The sequence below is a fragment of the Salegentibacter sp. UBA1130 genome (assembly GCF_002311535.1).
Lineage (GTDB): Bacteria > Bacteroidota > Bacteroidia > Flavobacteriales > Flavobacteriaceae > Salegentibacter > Salegentibacter agarivorans.
Window position 1 is genome coordinate 146,582 of record NZ_DCAP01000007.1, and the last position, 16,705, is coordinate 163,286.

Annotated in this window: 17 protein-coding genes and 1 other RNA gene; 11 read left to right on the top strand and 7 right to left on the bottom strand. The window is 36.6% G+C overall.

The features are described from left to right. The first annotated feature begins 139 nt into the window (after positions 1-139). Positions 140-493, top strand: a complete 354-nt coding sequence (locus B4F31_RS02665; RefSeq protein WP_075327246.1) for a hypothetical protein — start codon at positions 140-142, stop codon at positions 491-493. 60 nt (positions 494-553) lie between these two features. Here B4F31_RS02665 and B4F31_RS02670 read toward each other — a convergent pair whose 3' ends face one another. Genes B4F31_RS02670 through B4F31_RS02685 form a run of 4 tightly spaced genes read right to left on the bottom strand, consistent with a single transcriptional unit; the run spans position 554 to position 5,668 of the window. Next, complete coding sequence (locus B4F31_RS02670; RefSeq protein WP_286760549.1) at positions 554-2,383, bottom strand: ABC transporter ATP-binding protein; 1,830 nt, start codon at positions 2,381-2,383, stop codon at positions 554-556. A 12-nt stretch (positions 2,384-2,395) separates the two neighbouring features. Further along, the gene (locus B4F31_RS02675; RefSeq protein ID WP_093304807.1) at positions 2,396-4,126 is read right to left on the bottom strand and encodes a phospho-sugar mutase; all 1,731 of its coding nucleotides are present in this window, start codon (positions 4,124-4,126) and stop codon (positions 2,396-2,398) included. Positions 4,127-4,174: 48 nt separating this feature from the next. After that, complete coding sequence (locus B4F31_RS02680; protein WP_286760550.1) at positions 4,175-5,134, bottom strand: glycosyltransferase family 2 protein; 960 nt, start codon at positions 5,132-5,134, stop codon at positions 4,175-4,177. A gap of 3 nt (positions 5,135-5,137) precedes the next feature. Continuing rightward, positions 5,138-5,668 carry a DUF4199 domain-containing protein gene (locus B4F31_RS02685; protein WP_286760551.1) on the bottom strand — a complete coding sequence of 177 codons (531 nt, stop codon included), beginning with the start codon at positions 5,666-5,668 and terminating at the stop codon, positions 5,138-5,140. 148 nt (positions 5,669-5,816) lie between these two features. Between B4F31_RS02685 and B4F31_RS02690 the strand changes: the two genes are divergently transcribed. Beyond that, positions 5,817-6,068 carry a type B 50S ribosomal protein L31 gene (locus B4F31_RS02690; RefSeq protein ID WP_037314972.1) on the top strand — a complete coding sequence of 84 codons (252 nt, stop codon included), beginning with the start codon at positions 5,817-5,819 and terminating at the stop codon, positions 6,066-6,068. A 186-nt stretch (positions 6,069-6,254) separates the two neighbouring features. Then, positions 6,255-7,427 carry a GlmU family protein gene (locus tag B4F31_RS02695; RefSeq protein ID WP_286760552.1) on the top strand — a complete coding sequence of 391 codons (1,173 nt, stop codon included), beginning with the start codon at positions 6,255-6,257 and terminating at the stop codon, positions 7,425-7,427. A gap of 200 nt (positions 7,428-7,627) precedes the next feature. On the opposite strand, the gene B4F31_RS02700 is transcribed toward B4F31_RS02695, so the two are convergent. Next, positions 7,628-9,322, bottom strand: a complete 1,695-nt coding sequence (locus tag B4F31_RS02700; RefSeq protein ID WP_286760553.1) for a M23 family metallopeptidase — start codon at positions 9,320-9,322, stop codon at positions 7,628-7,630. Between the two features lie 184 nt (positions 9,323-9,506). Between B4F31_RS02700 and B4F31_RS02705 the strand changes: the two genes are divergently transcribed. The 4 genes from B4F31_RS02705 (at position 9,507) to rny (ending at position 11,869) form a co-directional block, all read left to right on the top strand. Then, positions 9,507-9,797, top strand: coding sequence for a hypothetical protein (locus tag B4F31_RS02705; protein WP_075327238.1), 291 nt, complete (start codon positions 9,507-9,509; stop codon positions 9,795-9,797). 5 nt (positions 9,798-9,802) lie between these two features. Further along, positions 9,803-10,093 (top strand): cell division protein ZapA, encoded by a 291-nt coding sequence (locus B4F31_RS02710; protein ID WP_075327237.1) that lies wholly within the window; start codon positions 9,803-9,805, stop codon positions 10,091-10,093. Positions 10,094-10,148: 55 nt separating this feature from the next. Next, positions 10,149-10,256: non-coding RNA, 6S RNA (ssrS, locus tag B4F31_RS02715), on the top strand. A gap of 50 nt (positions 10,257-10,306) precedes the next feature. Next, positions 10,307-11,869 (top strand): ribonuclease Y, encoded by a 1,563-nt coding sequence (gene rny, locus B4F31_RS02720; protein ID WP_093304796.1) that lies wholly within the window; start codon positions 10,307-10,309, stop codon positions 11,867-11,869. A gap of 84 nt (positions 11,870-11,953) precedes the next feature. Here rny and B4F31_RS02725 read toward each other — a convergent pair whose 3' ends face one another. Beyond that, on the bottom strand, positions 11,954-12,916 hold the full coding sequence (locus B4F31_RS02725) for an aldo/keto reductase (RefSeq protein ID WP_286760554.1): 963 nt from the start codon (positions 12,914-12,916) through the stop codon (positions 11,954-11,956). 118 nt (positions 12,917-13,034) lie between these two features. Further along, entirely contained in the window at positions 13,035-13,931 is an 897-nt protein-coding gene (xerD, locus tag B4F31_RS02730; protein ID WP_286760555.1) for a site-specific tyrosine recombinase XerD, read from the bottom strand. Between the two features lie 116 nt (positions 13,932-14,047). On the opposite strand from xerD, the gene B4F31_RS02735 reads away from it, so the two are divergent. From B4F31_RS02735 to B4F31_RS02750, 4 genes are all read left to right on the top strand, one after another. Further along, entirely contained in the window at positions 14,048-14,653 is a 606-nt protein-coding gene (locus tag B4F31_RS02735) for a porin family protein (protein ID WP_093304947.1), read from the top strand. A 146-nt stretch (positions 14,654-14,799) separates the two neighbouring features. After that, entirely contained in the window at positions 14,800-15,288 is a 489-nt protein-coding gene (locus tag B4F31_RS02740; RefSeq protein ID WP_093305956.1) for a hypothetical protein, read from the top strand. A gap of 142 nt (positions 15,289-15,430) precedes the next feature. Beyond that, entirely contained in the window at positions 15,431-15,853 is a 423-nt protein-coding gene (gene aroQ, locus B4F31_RS02745; protein ID WP_093305958.1) for a type II 3-dehydroquinate dehydratase, read from the top strand. Further along, a complete protein-coding gene (locus B4F31_RS02750) occupies positions 15,850-16,578 on the top strand; it encodes a diphthine--ammonia ligase (RefSeq protein ID WP_349675914.1) in 729 nt (242 codons plus the stop codon). Before aroQ ends, B4F31_RS02750 begins: the two co-directional genes overlap by 4 nt. Positions 16,579-16,705 lie beyond the last annotated feature (127 nt).

Sequence of the window (16,705 nt, forward strand, 5' to 3'; positions counted from 1 at the left end):
AATTTTTAAAAAAGGATGAAGTTTACTTCGTCCTTTTTTTATGCCTATAAATGAACATGTGAAAGTTATGCTAAAAGTGTTTAATAATTGTATTATGGCAAAAAAATATGTATATTTTTGCTAAATAAAAACAATTACTATGAGAAATTTACTTATAATTCCGATTATGCTATTATTTGCTTTTCAAGTAGAGGCACAAAACCAAACTGAACCGGTAACGGTAGGAGATGTATTAGTGATTAATCAAACTGAAAATCAGAATTTTAAATCTTTAGATTTACCTAAAGCTAATTTCATAATTAAAAAAGGTGGAATTGCAAACTATAAGAGCCTGAATGGGAATAGAGTAGAAGTAACTGCAGTAGAAACAAATGATGCAGGTGAAACTACTGTTAAATTGAAAAGAGAAGATGGAAGAAAATTCTTTAGAACCCATACTACGATTAGCGCTAATATAGATGAAGCTCTGGAAAATGGAGAGTTGATTTTATAAAAAAATATCTAAAACTTTAAAAAGCTGTCTGAGATTTTCTTAGACAGCTTTTTTTGTGCCTTAATCAAAAGATTGCATTTCTACTAACTTTTGATAGGTACCTTTTTGGGCGAGTAATTCCAGGTGTTTGCCCTGCTCTACAATTTCGCCCCGGTGTAGTACAATAATCTTATCTGCGTTTTGTATGGTGGAAAGTCTATGGGCGATAACTATAGAAGTTCTGTTTTTCATCATATTTTCCAGGGCTTTTTGCACCAGCTTTTCGCTTTCGGTATCCAGGGCAGAGGTAGCTTCATCAAGAATCATAATTGGTGGATTTTTAAGTACAGCCCGGGCAATTGAAAGCCTTTGTTTTTGACCGCCACTTAATTTATTGCCACTATCGCCAATATTTGTTTCCAGGCCTTTGGGAAGATCCTTTACAAACTCCCAGGCATTGGCAACTTTTAAGGCTTCAATAATTTCCTCTTCGGTAGCATTGTCTTTCCCTAATCCAATATTATTTTTAACCGTATCATTAAAGAGTATAGAATCCTGGGTAACAAGTCCCATTAAGTTTCTCAGCGATTTTTTGGTAATTCCTTTAATGTTATGCCCATCTAGTTTAATATCACCTTCGTTAACGTCGTAAAAACGGGTTATTAAGTTTGCGATGGTGGATTTCCCACTACCAGATTGACCTACCAGAGCAACCATTTTCCCTTTTTCCACCTGCATAGAAAAATTCTTAAGTACGTTTTCTTTTTCGTACCTAAAATTGATATTATCTACTTTAATGCTGTTTTCAAAACTCTCTTTCTTTATGGCATTTTTATCATCCTTTATTGTTGATTCGGTTTCCAGGATTTCTAAAATTCGTTCGGCACTGGCATTTCCTTTTTGAATAGAGTAAGTAGCTTTTGAAATTGCTTTTGCGGGCGTTAGAATATTATACGTTAATACCAGAAATCCTATAAAAGTTGAGGCGTCCATAGTATTATCAATCAACACCATTCTTCCCCCAAACCATAAAATTATCGTGATTACCACCACACCCAGAAACTCACTCATAGGTGAGGCGAGGTTCTGGCGGTGTAAAAGCATATTTAAAATTCGGTTTAATCGGCCGGTGCTGTCATAAAATTTCTTTTTAAATTTATCTTCAGCATTAAAACCTTTAATGATTTTTAAGCTTGAAAGTGACTCCTCTACAATGGTTAGAAAGTTTGCATTTTCCTGTTGTGCCTGTGTAGATTGAGATTTTAATTTCTTTCCAATAGAAGAAATCAATAAACCTGAAAGTGGTAAAAATACCAACACAAAGAGCGTCAATTTCGGGCTAAGCGCGATCATTGCTACCAGGGTAAAAATCAAAGTAAGCGGTTCTTTAACAAAAAGCTCCAGCATACTTAAGAATGAAGTCTGAATTTCCTGAACATCACTGGTAATCCTGGAAATAAAATCTCCTTTTCGTTTTTCAGAAAAGAAGGAAACCGGTAATTCTACAATTTTATCGTAGATACGGTTCCTTATATCTTTAAGCATCCCGTTTCTAAGGTTGGCAATAAAATATAAAGCCAGGTAATTAAAAAAGTTCTTTAAAAAGAAAAGCACAATTACTGTAATACAAATACTTACCAAAGCAGCAATTTGGCCGTGAGCTTCTACCTGTTGATTCAGGAAAAAATTAGAATAATCGTTAGCAAAATCTTTTAGGCCACTAAACTCGCCATTCCATACCGGCCTGCTGCTAATTGGCTCTTCTTCCTGAAAAAGCACCCGCAACATGGGAATAAAAGAAATAAACGCCAGGGTGCTAAAAAGTGCGTAAAAAATATTACTTATAATGTTAAGTATCGCAAAACGCTTGTAGGGTCTTGCAAACTGAAGAATCTTCTTTAAATAGGTCATAGAGTAGAGCGCTTAGCCCAGTTGTAATTCATTTTTAATGCGCTTTATCTTTTCGGCCAGCCTGGCATTTTCAGCATCAAAATTTTCTACTTTATCCAAATCTGAATTCACACTGAAGTAAAACTTGATTTTTGGCTCGGTACCACTTGGCCTTGCTGCTATTTTTGTCCCGTTTTCGGTATAGTAAATTAATACGTTAGATTTTGGGATTCTAATCTCTTCTTCAATTTTATCCTGTAGGTTATTGGCTTTAGAGGTGTGATAGTCTTCAATAAGAACAACTTTTTCACCATCAATTTCCTGCCACGGGTTTTCCCTTAAATCAATTAGCATCTGCTTGATTTCTGCTTCCCCTTCAATCCCTTTTTTCACTAAAGAAATTAGTTCTTCACGGTAAAGACCGTATTCAGTATAAAGTTTTAAAAGTTGTTCATAGAAAGAGCTGCCTTCGGCTTTCATTTGTGCTGCGATCTCGCAGGCGAGTAGAGTAGAAGTAGCCGCATCTTTATCACGCACAAAATCGCCTACCATAAAACCAAAACTTTCTTCACCCCCGCCAACATAATCAAGGTCTGGATTGTCTTTAATCAATTTGGCGATCCACTTAAACCCAGTTAAAACTTCGTGATACTGAGCGCCAAAATCTTCTGTAATGTTTTTAAGCATAGGGGTAGAAACAATGGTAGAAGCCACAAAAGAATTAGCCGATAATTTACCCTGTTTCTTATGTTGTTCCAGCAAAAACCAGGTCATAACTAACATGGTTTGGTTACCGTTAAGCAGAATCATTTTTCCATTCAAATCACGAACTGCTACGCCAAGACGGTCGCCGTCTGGATCGGTGCCAATTACAATATCGGCATTTTTTTCTTCCGCCAGGTCTAACGCCATTTTTAAGGCTTCCGGTTCTTCAGGATTTGGCGATTTTACCGTTGGGAAATTTCCGTTAGGTTCTTTTTGTTCTTTAACAAGAAAAACATTTTTATAACCAGCTTTTTCTAAAATCTGCGGATTCGTCTTACAGGCCGTTCCGTGCAAGGAGGTGAAAACAATGTTTAAATTATCTTTCGCCGAGGCGGAAGTATTAAAACTTCCATTTTCAACTGAAGCTTTTTGAAATGCTTCATCTACTTCGGTATCTATTTTATGAATAAATTCCGGTTTGGCTTTAAAATTAACTTCTTCGTATTCTAAATTATTGATTATGTCTACAAGCTTGGTGTCTTGTGGCGGTACCAACTGGCCACCGTCCTGCCAATACACTTTATAACCATTATATTCTGGCGGATTATGGCTTGCGGTAAGTACAATTCCCGCGTGGCAATCAAGATATTTCACCGCGAAAGAAAGCTCTGGGGTTGGCCTTAATTCTGAAAACAAATAAACCTCAATCTCGTTAGCCGAAAATACTTCAGCTACCATTTGCGCCAGTTCTTTAGAATTATTTCTACAATCGTACGCGATCGCTACTTTTAATTTTTCACCTTTAAATTCGGTTTTCAATAAATTAGAAAGTCCCTGGGTATTTTTTCCGAGGGTATATTTATTGATTCGATTGGTGCCTACACCCATAATTCCACGCATACCACCGGTTCCAAAAGCGGCATTCTTATAAAAAGATTCTTCCAGTTCAGCTGGATCGTTTTCAATAAGATGGTTAATTTCTTTATGCGTGTCTACGTCAAATATATCAGTCAGCCAGGTTTTAGCCTTAGCCAGGATTTCTGGTTTATTTTTAGCCATAATTATAAGTTTAGAGAAACAAAAATAAGGATTAATGCCTTAATGGCATTATAAATTTGGCGTGGTTTTATTGATAAGGTAGCGTTCTTTTTCACGTTTAGAGCGTAAAACAAGCTCACCCAGGAAACCTGCAAGAAACAATTGCGAACCAATTATCATTACCGCGAGCGCGATATAAAACCAGGGGTTTGAGGTTACCAAAACGTTGGGCAGGCCGTGATAAAGTTTGTAGAGTTTGGAAATACCAATCCAACCGGCCGAAAGAAAACCGAAAATAAACATTAAAACCCCTAAAGCCCCAAAAAGGTGCATAGGCCTGCGGCCAAATTTTGAAAGAAACCAAATACTTATAAGATCCAGGAAGCCATTAATAAATCTTTCGGCGCCAAATTTTGTTTTTCCGTATTTACGGGCCTGGTGCTGAACTTCCTTTTCGGTAATTTTAGTAAAACCCGAATTTTTTGCAAGAACCGGGATATATCGGTGCATTTCGCCATAGACATCAATATTCTTTACTACCGCCTGTTTGTAAGCTTTAAGTCCGCAGTTAAAATCGTGAAGTTGTACGCCGGAAGTTTTTCTCGCTGCAGCGTTGAAAACTTTTGAAGGGATATTTTTGGTGACTACAGAGTCGTAGCGCTTCTTTTTCCAGCCCGAAACCAGGTCGTAACCTTCTTCGTTAATCATTTTATAAAGTTCGGGGATTTCTTCTGGATTGTCTTGTAGATCGGCATCCATGGTGATAATAACATCTCCCTTAGCTCGTAGAAACCCGGCGTGAAGTGCCTGGGATTTCCCGTAGTTTCTATTGAATTTTATTCCTTTAACCGCCTGGTCATTTTCTGCCAGAGCTTCAATGGTTTTCCAGGAATTATCTGTACTGCCGTCGTCTATAAAAATGATTTCGTGTGAAAAGGAATTGGATCGCATTACTTTTGCGATCCAATTATATAATTCAGTTAAAGATTGTTCTTCGTTTAAAAGAGGAATAACGACGGAAATCTGCATGTATTATACGTCTTGTGGGTTCTTATTTTTCATAATTAGACCGGCAATTAAAGAATAAATTAATCCGAAAAATGCACTAAAGCCTAGCCAAATTGCGCCTCCCAGGAATGGATTAGAAACCCATTTTATCCATTGCAAGCTCATTTCTATTTGCTCATCTGTTAGGTTTCCCATTTCATTCATATTATCACGGGCTACATCAATCATATCTTCAGCAAAATTAGGTTCAATAACATAATTGAATAAAATATTATAAACCAAATAAATAAGGCCACTAATTACCGCTGCAGAGACACCTGTTTTTAAAGCTTCACTAAGGCTTAAATAATTAGCGTTATTTTTTTTATAACCTTTAATGGCTAAAACAATAACGATTAAGAATATAAAATAAAAAATATACATAGGCCATTGCTTGCCTTCTAGCGCCATACCCGTTACATACATTATAATAGAAATCAATACGAGTATAATTCCCAATACAAGACCGTAATTTGCACCAAATTTACCAGGTGAAACTTTTGTAGAATTTTCCATAATTTAAGATTGTTTAGTTACAACCGGTTAGTAAGCAAATATAACAAAACGTTACATTGCAGAAGAATTAAAAATATTTTTGTCTATCCCTTGTTTTTATAATTGAATTACTTAAATTTGCACCTCGAAAATTAAAAGAACTAAAGCGATGAAGCAGGGAATCCATCCGGAAAATTATAGATTAGTAGCATTTAAAGATATGTCTAACGAAGATGTATTCATTACTAAATCTACCGCGAACACTAAAGAAACTATTGAAGTAGAAGGTACAGAGTATCCACTTATTAAGTTGGAAATCTCAAGAACTTCTCACCCATACTACACCGGGCAAACCAAATTGGTTGATAGCGCCGGACGTATTGACAAGTTTAAAAACAAGTACAAGAAATTCAAGAAATAATTTTTTGTTATATATAATTTCAAAAAGTCGTCTTTTTTAAGGCGACTTTTTTTGTGCTTTACTTTTTTGAATAAATATAAGGTTTCAGGAAGAAGGAAATTATTTTTACTTCATTTTTCAAGTTAAAAGCCCGTAGACTTGCGTCAAGTGAGTTTATTTGTATTTTTGAAACCTAAATTTGTGCGGATGAATTATATATTATTTGACGGTTCTGCCAGGAACCGCTTACTTCCTTTTACCTTTACGCGGCCTGTAGCCGATATTAGAGTTGGTATTCTTACAAGTCGGGAAAAATGGGAGTTACTTTTAAAATCTACCACTTCTACAGTTACTGAAGATTATTTAGCCGAAAAATGGCCTATTGTAGAATTGGAAGAAAACATAATGATAAATGCTTCTTTTCTTCCCAATCCTAAATTTTTACAGCAAATACAAAATCTAAAGCCTAACCAGGCAATTTTTCATCAGGAAGATATTGTTGCTTTTCACGCTTATGAAGATCAGGAAGTAGCTTTAGATGAATATGAGCAAATAGAGTTGGCCGATGGAGTAATTCAAATAAATAATTCCTGGGATATTTTTTCAAAAAACGGGGAAGCCATAGAAGCCGATTTTGAAATTATAACCAAAGGCCGAAAATCGCAGCCTATCCACGAATCAAATTACGTAAAAAATCCCGAAAAGATTTTTATAGAGGAAGGGGCTGAAGTGGAGAATTGTTCATTAAACGCTTCTACCGGGCCCATATATATCGGGAAAGATGCAAAAGTCCTGGAAGGCAGCCTTATTAAAGGTGCTCTCGCAGTTTGCGAAGGTGCTTTGGTGAAAATGGGAGCTAAAATTTATGGGCCAACAACTTTGGGACCTGGATGTCGTGGTGGCGGCGAAATAAATAATGCAGTGCTTTTTGCGAATTCCAATAAAGGTCACGATGGTTATTTAGGAAATTCAGTTTTAGGGGAATGGTGTAATTTGGGTGCTGACACCAATAATTCCAACCTTAAAAATAATTATGCTGAAGTTCGTATTTGGGATTATGAAACTGAAGGTTTTGCTAAAACCGGATTGCAATTTTGCGGATTAATGATGGGCGACCATAGTAAATGCGGAATAAACACGATGTTCAATACCGGGACGGTTGTGGGCGTAAGTTCAAATATCTTTGGAGCCGGGTTTCCACGAAATTTTGTACCCAGCTTCAGTTGGGGAGGCAGCGCCGGGATGACGGTTTACAAAACTGAAAAAGCCTTTGAAGTTGCTGAAATTGTTATGAACCGCCGGCACGTAGAATTTTCAGAAGAAGATAAAAAGATCCTTGAACACGTTTTTGAGGAAACAAGTAAGTGGAGAAGAGGGTAGTTGATTAAAACATCACTTTCCAAAGGAATATTAATAAAGGCTATCTGAAATATCTTTAAGTCGTCATCCTGAATTTATTTCAGGATCTAAGTTGGTTGAATTTGCAACGTGTTAGAAGCTGAAACAAGTTCAGCTTGATGTAAATTAGATATTTTAGATAGCCTTTTATTTCTTTCATTAAAACTTATTTACTTCTGTTTTTAAGAATTCTTCCTAAAAAACCTTGCTTCATAAGTATTGCTATTCCCAACATTATCGGTTACAATAATTTTTAATTGGTTTTCGGTATCGGTTACCACACCATCACTAAAATCGTGGGTTAGGGTATTGTTTTTATACTCATACTCCATAAGAATAAATTTCCCATTTACCGTAGCTCGATAGCTTTTAATCCCTGAAAGATCATCGCTAATTTTTACTTGTAAAGTATTGTTGCTGGAAATCCACTGGCCATCATTGAAATTGGTAGGCCATATTTTTGGGGGTGTAACATCTGATGCCAGGGTGTATTCTCCAAAAGTTCTTGTGCCGGTGGTGAATCGGTTTGCTTTTTTGTAGGTAGAAGAATAATTTGGGCGGTTTCCATAACCTAATCTTGCGATAAAAAGTTTTTCCTTTTCATCAGCTGAATATTCACTTACATCAAAACCTATAGTGATATTTTTATGAAGCGGAGTGTGGTCTTGATGAACTTTCACTTTGTCTTCTCCAAATTCAATATCTAAATAGGTGTCGCTATAAAGACTTCCTTTGGGGATATAAATATCCATTCCATTAGCTTCGGCAGCGAAGGGGTGATTTGCCTGAGCAAAGTAATCGGTTTTATCTTCTTTTTTAGGCGGAATATCGTTGCGCTGCATGCCCTGGATAGGAATTCGTATCACTCGCTGGTTTCCGGCAAAATCGCTCACCTTAATCGTGTAGTTGTAATTAAGGCTATCCTGAATATGTAGCTCTCCTTTATTTACTACATCTTCATAAAGACTTAACGGATTTCCGTCTTCAACAAAGAGTTTTTGAATGCGTTTTCGGTTTTTACTATAATATTCATAATCGATTAACTGATTAAGATGACGGGTTTCAGCAAAAGAAAAGCGCTTAAAGGGTAAGGTGAATACACGATCTCCATTTAGCTCAGCTTCAATATGATAAACTCCATTTCGGTTAGGTGCTCCATCCTGCTGATCTACAGATGAAATACCAAAGCCAATATTTCCGCAGGCATCAATCTCGCTTGCAATATAACTACCATCTTCAAGTGGTGTAAGGTTTATTTTTTGTCGCTCCCGGGAATTATTTATGTGTGCTTCTTCGTCTAAAGGATAAGCATACAATCCGTCAATTATGGGTGCTCTATTGTCTTCAATATTTATCCCAAAAAGTTTTGGGTTCATAGGTCGTTGGCTGCCATCACGAATTTCAAAATGAAGGTGAGGGCCACCACTACCACCCGTATTTCCACTAAAGGCAATAAGTTCATTGGCTTCTACCGGTAATTCTCCAGCTTCAGGAAAGAGCTCTATTTCGTATGTTTCGTTTGCGTATTGGCGCTTTTTTACATAGGCTTCAATTTCGGGCGAAAATTCTTTTAAGTGAGCGTAAACAGTGGTGTAGCCGTTAGGATGTTGAATATAAAGCGCTTTTCCGTAGCCATAATGTTGAATATTTATTCGACTAACATATCCTTTAGCCGAAGCAATTACATTTAACCCCTGTCTTTGTTGGGTTTTAATATCCAATCCGCTATGAAAATGGTTGGAACGCAGTTCTCCAAAAGTACCTGAAAGCACAAGTGGAACATCAAGCGGTTTTTGAAAATAATCTTTCGGAAGCTGCGCCTGGGCAAAGATTGCAGTGCTAAAGAATAATAGAATTACAGCTAAAATAGATTTCATATTAATTTTTTATTAGGGGTATAACAGGGCGGTAAAGTTAATTAAAGTTTAATCAAAAATTAAAGGCTTAGTGCTTAGAAACTTAGCAAATGTCTTGCCTAATTTTAAAAATAGACGAAAAAACAATTGGCATATTAGAGCGCGAATGTTAACTTTGTGGGGATAAGCATTACATTTGGCTTTTATGAGTGAATTGACAGAAATCGTTGATAGCCTTGAAAATAGGATTAGTAAACTGCTTCATAAGTATGAAAATTTAAAGCAGAATCACCGTTCTTTAGAGGAAGAAATGACCGCTGTTAAAGAAGAAAACCAAAGATTAGCCCAAAAAATTGAAGGTTCTAATCAGGAAGTTCAAAACCTTAAAGCCGCCAATGCAATGCTGGGCAGTACCGAATTCAAAACAGAAACCAAGCTTAAACTAAATAGCTTAATAAGGGAGATTGATCAATGCATTGTTCAATTATCTGAATAATAAATATGGCCGATAAATTAAAAATAAAACTTTCTATTGCAGACCGTGTGTATCCTTTAACTATTAATCCCCAACAGGAAGAAGGTTTACGTAAGGCAGCCAAGAAAATTGAGGCTATGATTAAGCAATTTGAGCAAAGTTATGCCGTGAGGGATAAGCAGGATGTATTAGCAATGTGTGCTTTACAATTTGCCGCCCAAACCGAGCAAAAAGATATAGATAGATCTACCGATACGCTTAAAGCAGAAGATAAACTCAAATCACTTAACGATTTGCTGCAGAAGCACCTGGTATAATAAACGTTCTTTAAATAAATAAAGGTTACTGCCTGTATTAGTGATATTTTGATAAACTCAACAGAGATTCTTTAAAGAGGGTGAGTCTAAGTTGTAAAAGCGCGCCGCCTTAGAGCGGATTCTTGATCAGCTTGTTAGCCCTAAACTTGTTTTTAAGGAGTTTAATCCAAAAACCTATCTAATACAGGCTTTTTTTATACATAAATTTTAAATATGGAGATATTACTAAATATAGTTATTGGGGTTGTGGGTATAGCGATAGGTTTTGCTATTGCAAAACAGTTGGAGCGAAAAAGAGCTTCACAAACCATTAAAAACGCCAAGAAGACTGCAGCCAACATTCTTAAGGAGGCAAAATCTGAAGGAGAAAGTATCAAAAAAGATAAGATACTACAGGCTAAAGAGAAATTCATCGAGTTAAAATCGGAGCACGAGAAGGTAATTCTTAACCGGGATAAGAAGATGAACGATGCCGAAAAACGCATTAGGGATAAAGAATCGCAGGTTTCAGGAGAACTTTCTAAGAATAAAAAGCTCAATAAAGAGTTTGAAGAAAAGTTAACCGATTATAATCAGCGCGTAGAATATCTTGAAAAGAAACAGGACGAAATAGATAAACTTCGCAACAGCCAGATACAGCAGTTAGAAGTGATCTCTGGCCTTTCCGCCGATGAAGCCAAGGCACAACTTTCTGAAGCGCTTAAAGACAGCGCCAGGACAGATGCTATGGCGTTAATCCAGGATACTATAGAAGAAGCAAAATTAACCGCACAGCAAGAAGCCAAGAAAATTATTATAAACACCATTCAGCGAATTGGAACTGAAGAGGCAATTGAGAATTGTGTTTCGGTCTTCAACCTTGAGAGCGATGATGTAAAAGGTAGAATTATAGGCCGCGAAGGAAGAAATATTAGGGCATTGGAAGCCGCAACCGGGGTAGAAATTATTGTAGACGATACTCCTGAAGCTATTATTCTTTCCTGTTTTGATTCGGTTAGAAGGGAAGTTGCCCGTTTATCGCTACATAAATTGGTAACCGATGGTAGAATTCACCCGGCCAGAATTGAAGAAGTGGTTAAGAAAACCCGTAAGCAAATTGACGAGGAGATTATTGATATTGGTAAACGTACCGTAATTGATTTAGGAATTCACGGCTTAAACCCAGAATTGATCAAACTTGTAGGACGAATGAAATATCGTTCCTCTTACGGCCAAAACTTATTACAACACTCCAGGGAAGTTGCAAAACTTTGTGGCGTAATGGCTTCAGAGCTTGGTATTAACCCAAAACTGGCTAAACGTGCGGGATTATTACACGATATTGGTAAAGTGCCGGAAACTGAAACAGAAGTGCCTCACGCCATCCTTGGAATGCAATGGGCAGAGAAACACGGTGAAAAACCTGAAGTTTGTAATGCTATTGGTGCTCACCACGACGAGATAGAGATGAATTCTTTACTTTCTCCTATTGTTCAGGTTTGTGATGCTATTAGCGGTGCAAGACCGGGAGCCAGAAGGCAGGTGCTGGATTCTTATATTCAGCGTTTAAAGGATCTTGAAGAGATTGCCTTTGGATTTGGAGGAGTGAAAAAAGCTTACGCCATCCAGGCAGGACGTGAACTACGTGTAATTGTTGAAAGTGAAAAAGTGAACGATGAAAAAGCTTCAAACCTTTCTTTTGAAATTTCACAAAAGATCCAGACTGATATGACTTATCCAGGACAGGTTAAAGTAACGGTAATTCGCGAAACAAGAGCGGTAAATATTGCTAAATAGAGTTAGATAATATTTTAAAACTTCATATAAAGAAGGGTGTTTGACTTAGTAACTATTTCAAACACCCTTTTTAATTACAATTAACTAAGCTTTATAATCGTCATCGTCATAAATGTTCTGGTAAGAATTTCCTTTGGTGACAAAAAACTCGCCGGTTACATACCGGTAATGCTCGTCTAAAGCAGCAATTTCTTCTAAATCTTCTTCATTTAGATTAAGTCCGGCGCTGGCAAGGTTTTCTATAATTCTTTCTTCATTGGTAGACTTTGGAATCACCGCGGTTCCACGCATTTCATTCCATTTTATCAATACCTGGCCGGCACTTGCACCGTGCTTTTTAGCAATTTTCTTAATTACAGGATTTTCCAATAATGAAGGTTCGTCTTTGGCTTTCATTCTATCGGGACGGTCGCCACTGCCAAGAGGGGAAAATGCGGTAACGTGAATGTTATGCTTACTGCAAAATTCCAGTAACTCATTTTGCTGTAAATAGGGATGTAACTCTACCTGGTTCATTTCTGGATATTCTGAAGTTTCTTCCATTAATTCTTCGAGTTTCATTGTGCTGAAATTAGAAACACCCACGTGTTTTACCAAACCTTGGTTTTTGGCTTCAAGCATCATTTTCCAGGTTTCTATTAGCGGCACTTCTGCCAATGATAAATATTCCTCATCATTTTGAGGAAAATCCACCTCGGGTTTGAATGCTACCGGCCAGTGAATTAAATAAAGGTCTAAATAATCTAATTGAAGGTCTTTCAGCGTTTTTTTCAATGCAGGAATCACATCTTCTTTTTTATGAGCGTTATTCCATAGTTTTGAAGTAATCCATACTTCTTCGCGTTTTATCTTCCCTTCAGAAAAAACTTCAGTGAAAGCTTTACCAACCGCGTCTTCATTGCTATAAGTAGCGGCGCAATCAATATGGCGATAACCGTTATTTAATGCAGTTTTCACCGCTTTTTTTACTTCATCTTTTCCAGATTTCCAGGTGCCTAATCCTATAGCCGGCATCTTATCACCGTTCTTAAACTTTAATGTTTTCATTTTTTGAATTGGTTTAAATTTTTTCTTCGCAATTTTTAAAAATCAGTTGGCCTTAAAATACTAATAAATACAGGCTTTTTGAAGTTTTGAAACCTGTTTAACCGAACTTTAATATAAGTTATCGTCTTGGATGATATTGCTCCATAATTTCCCGAAGATGTTTGCGGTCTACGTGCATATACACTTCAGTAGTGGTAATACTTTCGTGTCCTAACATTTGTTGAATAGCACGTAAATCGGCACCGTTTTCCAGTAAATGGGTGGCAAATGAATGTCTAAAAGTGTGCGGACTTATCTTTTTCTGAATTCCGGCTTTTTCGGCTAAACGTTTAATTATAGTGAAGATCATTGCGCGGGTGAGCTGGTTTCCCCTTCGATTTAGAAATAAAGTATCAGAAAATTCTTTGTTGATCTTTTGATGAATTCTAACTTCATCTTTATAAATATTAATAAACTTCTGTGTATAAGTTGAAACAGGTACAAAACGTTGTTTATTTCCTTTTCCGGTTACTTTAATAAAACCTTCTTTAAAGAACAGGTCTGAAATTTTTAGCTCGGTAAGTTCACTAACCCGTAAACCACAACCATATAAAGTTTCCAGGATGGCACGATTGCGTTCGCCTTCAGCTTTGCTTAGATCTATTGTTGCGATAAGCAGGTCTATTTCTTCAGTCGAAATGGTATCAGGCAGTTTTCGGCCTATTTTGGGCGATTCTATAAGATCTAAAGGATTGTCTTTGCGGTAATCTTCAAAAACCAGATAATTAAAAAATCCGCGTAAGCCAGAAATTATACGCGATTGGGAACGCGCATTAACATTGCGAGCAATTTCGTAAATAAATTGTTGTAAGATTTCTTTTGAAATTTGAAGTGGAGAGACTTCAATTTTTTTAACGCTTAAAAAGTTGATAAGTTTCACCACGTCCATCCTGTAATTAGTAATAGAATTGTTTGAAAGTCCGCGTTCTATACGAAGATAGTTGCAATAATCCTGTAGTGCTGAAGCCCATTTCATACGTTAAAGATATAAACAATTTGCCTTAATCTTAGTAATACTTTAGGCTTACATAACATTTTATTAAGAAGCCTGTTCCTACATTTGCCCTTGTAACACTAACAAAAATGAAAGTAATGAAAAAGTCAATTTTAATTGCAGTAATTGCCGTATTTGGTTTTAGTACCGCGGCTAGCGCACAGGAATTCGTGTATTTTGGAGCTAAAGGTGGGGTTAATTTCACCAATATGACTTCAGACGGATTTGAGGATGAGAAAAGCCGAACAGGGTTTCACTTAGGTTTACTTTCTGAAATTCCATTAAGCGAACGTTTTTCTTTACAGCCAGAGGTGCTTTATGCAACCCAGGGAGTAGAAGCAAATAGAAATTTCGCCGGGCAGAATGTAAATGGAGAATACCAACTTGATTATATTCAAGTGCCTGTTCTAGCTAAGATCTACCTAATAGATGGTTTATCTATTGAAGCAGGACCTTCTTTTAACTTTTTAGTAGAAGAGGAGTACGATTTTGAAAGTAGTATTGGTGAAGCAGAATTTGATACTGAAGCCGGAAGTACTTTTGAATTTGGAGGTGCTATTGGTGCTTCTTACAAGTTCAACAACGGGTTCTTCTTATCTGCGAGGTATACTCAAGGATTTACAGATGTATTTGATAGCGACAACTGGGATGACGATGCTATTAAAAATAACGGGATCCAGGCAGGTATTGGACTAATGTTTTAATACAGCATATTAACACCTATGAATGGAAAGCGGGAACTTGATGGTTCCCGCTTTTTTTTATACCTGAAATCCTGTAATTCACTACTATAGGTTCTAATAATTGTTAATTACAATACCTTTAGGTAAGTAACCAAAAATGTATAATTATGAAACGTCTGGTACTTATTATTTGTTTTGCTTTATTGGGAACCACTGCTATGCAGGCACAAAGCGGATTAAGAATAGGAGGAAATGTTGGCTTACCTGTTGGAGATATTGAAGAAGTCAGTAATTTTCAAGCCGGGGTAGATTTAGCTTATATGCTAGACGTCGCTGATATGTTATATCTAGGTCCTAAAATAGGATATACTCAATTCTTTATGGACGAAGATAATTTTGGCGGTTTTGAAGTAGATGATCCTGCTTTTCTACCTATTGCAGCATCAGGAAGAATTTCACTTGCAAGAGGTTTCTTTTTTGGAGCCGATTTGGGCTACGCAGTAGGTTTAAATGATGGCAACGACGGTGGTTTTTATTATAGGCCGCAAGTGGGCTATAATTTTGGAATTATAGGTCTGGTAGGATCTTATACCGGAATTAGTGTAGATGGCGGTAGCTTTGGCGCTATAAACCTGGGACTTGAATTTGGATTGTAACTGTAAGTAACCAACCAGAAATTACCCTTCTTAAAAATTGAATTTCCCTAAAAGGATCTTCTTTTTTTTCTGAAGGGTTTTTTATAGATCAACTATATCTTATTTTTTACCTTTACGAGTATAACCAGCTAACCGGTAAAAAATGAAAATAATGATTATAAACGGTCCCAACCTAAACCTTTTGGGAACCCGTGAGCCTGATACCTACGGAAATAAAAGTTTTGAAACCTACTTTTCTGAACTTCAGTTTAAATTTCAAAAAACCGAACTTTCATATTTTCAAAGTAATATAGAAGGGGAGCTCATCAACAAACTTCATGAAGCCGATAAGGAGTTTGACGGGATTGTTTTAAATGCAGCCGCTTACACACATACTTCGGTGGGATTGGGAGATGCAATTAAAGGCATACAAACTCCTGTTGTAGAAGTACATATTTCCAACACTCATTCGCGGGAAGAATTCAGGCATAAATCTTATATAGCTCCTAACGCTAAGGGGGTAATCCTTGGGTTTGGACTTTTGGGATATGATTTAGCAATTCAAAGTTTTTTAAATGAAATATGATGAAAAAAGCCTATCTAAATTGGAGTAGTGGTAAAGATGCTGCTTTGGCATTTTATAAGGTTAAGCAGGATGGCGAATATTCGGTGCAAAAATTAGTCACAACGGTAAATACTGAGTTTAACCGAATTTCTATGCACGGTGTACGACTCGAATTACTACAAAAACAGACAGCATGTTTAGATTTACCGCTTCAACAAATAGAATTGAATGGTGAGGTTTCTATGGAAAATTATAATGAGATAATGACAATAGAAACGAACAACCTTTTAGATGAAGGATTTACCCATAGTATCTTTGGTGATATTTTTCTCGAAGACCTGAAGCGTTACCGTGAAAATCAATTAGAGGAAATAGGGGTGCAGGCAGTATTTCCGCTTTGGAAACAGGATACAAAAAAGCTTTTAGAAGAATTTATTGCAACCGGATTTAAAGCTATTGTAGTTTGCGTAAATACAAATAAACTCGACAAATCTTACTGCGGAAGAATTTTAGACCAAAGCTTTTTAAAAGATTTACCAAAAGACGTGGATCCATGTGGTGAAAACGGGGAATTTCACACTTTTGTTTTTGATGGACCAATCTTTAACGAACCAATTAAATTTAAAAAAGGGGAGATGGTGGAGAGATCTTATAAACCTGCTGAAGAATCAGATAATAATTGCTTTTCTAACGATCAAAAATCCTGGGATACCAGTTTTGTGTATTGTGATTTGTTGTTGGAATAGAAATCTAAACATTTTTACTTCTTCACGAAACTTTGGGATTGTTTCAGCTTCTAACATAATTAAATTTAAGCATATTAGATCCTGAAATAAATTCAGGATGACGTTAAAAACTAAAAATCCCCGAAAC

Bases quoted from the DNA above. Each gene is read 5' to 3' on its own strand.
- B4F31_RS02665 (WP_075327246.1), top strand. From the start codon at position 140: ATGAGAAATTTACTTATAATTCCGATTATGCTATTATTTGCTTTTCAA.
- B4F31_RS02670 (WP_286760549.1), bottom strand. From the start codon at position 2,383: ATGACCTATTTAAAGAAGATTCTTCAGTTTGCAAGACCCTACAAGCGT.
- B4F31_RS02675 (WP_093304807.1), bottom strand. From the start codon at position 4,126: ATGGCTAAAAATAAACCAGAAATCCTGGCTAAGGCTAAAACCTGGCTG.
- B4F31_RS02680 (WP_286760550.1), bottom strand. From the start codon at position 5,134: ATGCAGATTTCCGTCGTTATTCCTCTTTTAAACGAAGAACAATCTTTA.
- B4F31_RS02685 (WP_286760551.1), bottom strand. From the start codon at position 5,668: ATGGAAAATTCTACAAAAGTTTCACCTGGTAAATTTGGTGCAAATTAC.
- B4F31_RS02690 (WP_037314972.1), top strand. From the start codon at position 5,817: ATGAAGCAGGGAATCCATCCGGAAAATTATAGATTAGTAGCATTTAAA.
- B4F31_RS02695 (WP_286760552.1), top strand. From the start codon at position 6,255: ATGAATTATATATTATTTGACGGTTCTGCCAGGAACCGCTTACTTCCT.
- B4F31_RS02700 (WP_286760553.1), bottom strand. From the start codon at position 9,322: ATGAAATCTATTTTAGCTGTAATTCTATTATTCTTTAGCACTGCAATC.
- B4F31_RS02705 (WP_075327238.1), top strand. From the start codon at position 9,507: ATGAGTGAATTGACAGAAATCGTTGATAGCCTTGAAAATAGGATTAGT.
- B4F31_RS02710 (WP_075327237.1), top strand. From the start codon at position 9,803: ATGGCCGATAAATTAAAAATAAAACTTTCTATTGCAGACCGTGTGTAT.
- rny (WP_093304796.1), top strand. From the start codon at position 10,307: ATGGAGATATTACTAAATATAGTTATTGGGGTTGTGGGTATAGCGATA.
- B4F31_RS02725 (WP_286760554.1), bottom strand. From the start codon at position 12,916: ATGAAAACATTAAAGTTTAAGAACGGTGATAAGATGCCGGCTATAGGA.
- xerD (WP_286760555.1), bottom strand. From the start codon at position 13,931: ATGAAATGGGCTTCAGCACTACAGGATTATTGCAACTATCTTCGTATA.
- B4F31_RS02735 (WP_093304947.1), top strand. From the start codon at position 14,048: ATGAAAAAGTCAATTTTAATTGCAGTAATTGCCGTATTTGGTTTTAGT.
- B4F31_RS02740 (WP_093305956.1), top strand. From the start codon at position 14,800: ATGAAACGTCTGGTACTTATTATTTGTTTTGCTTTATTGGGAACCACT.
- aroQ (WP_093305958.1), top strand. From the start codon at position 15,431: ATGAAAATAATGATTATAAACGGTCCCAACCTAAACCTTTTGGGAACC.
- B4F31_RS02750 (WP_349675914.1), top strand. From the start codon at position 15,850: ATGATGAAAAAAGCCTATCTAAATTGGAGTAGTGGTAAAGATGCTGCT.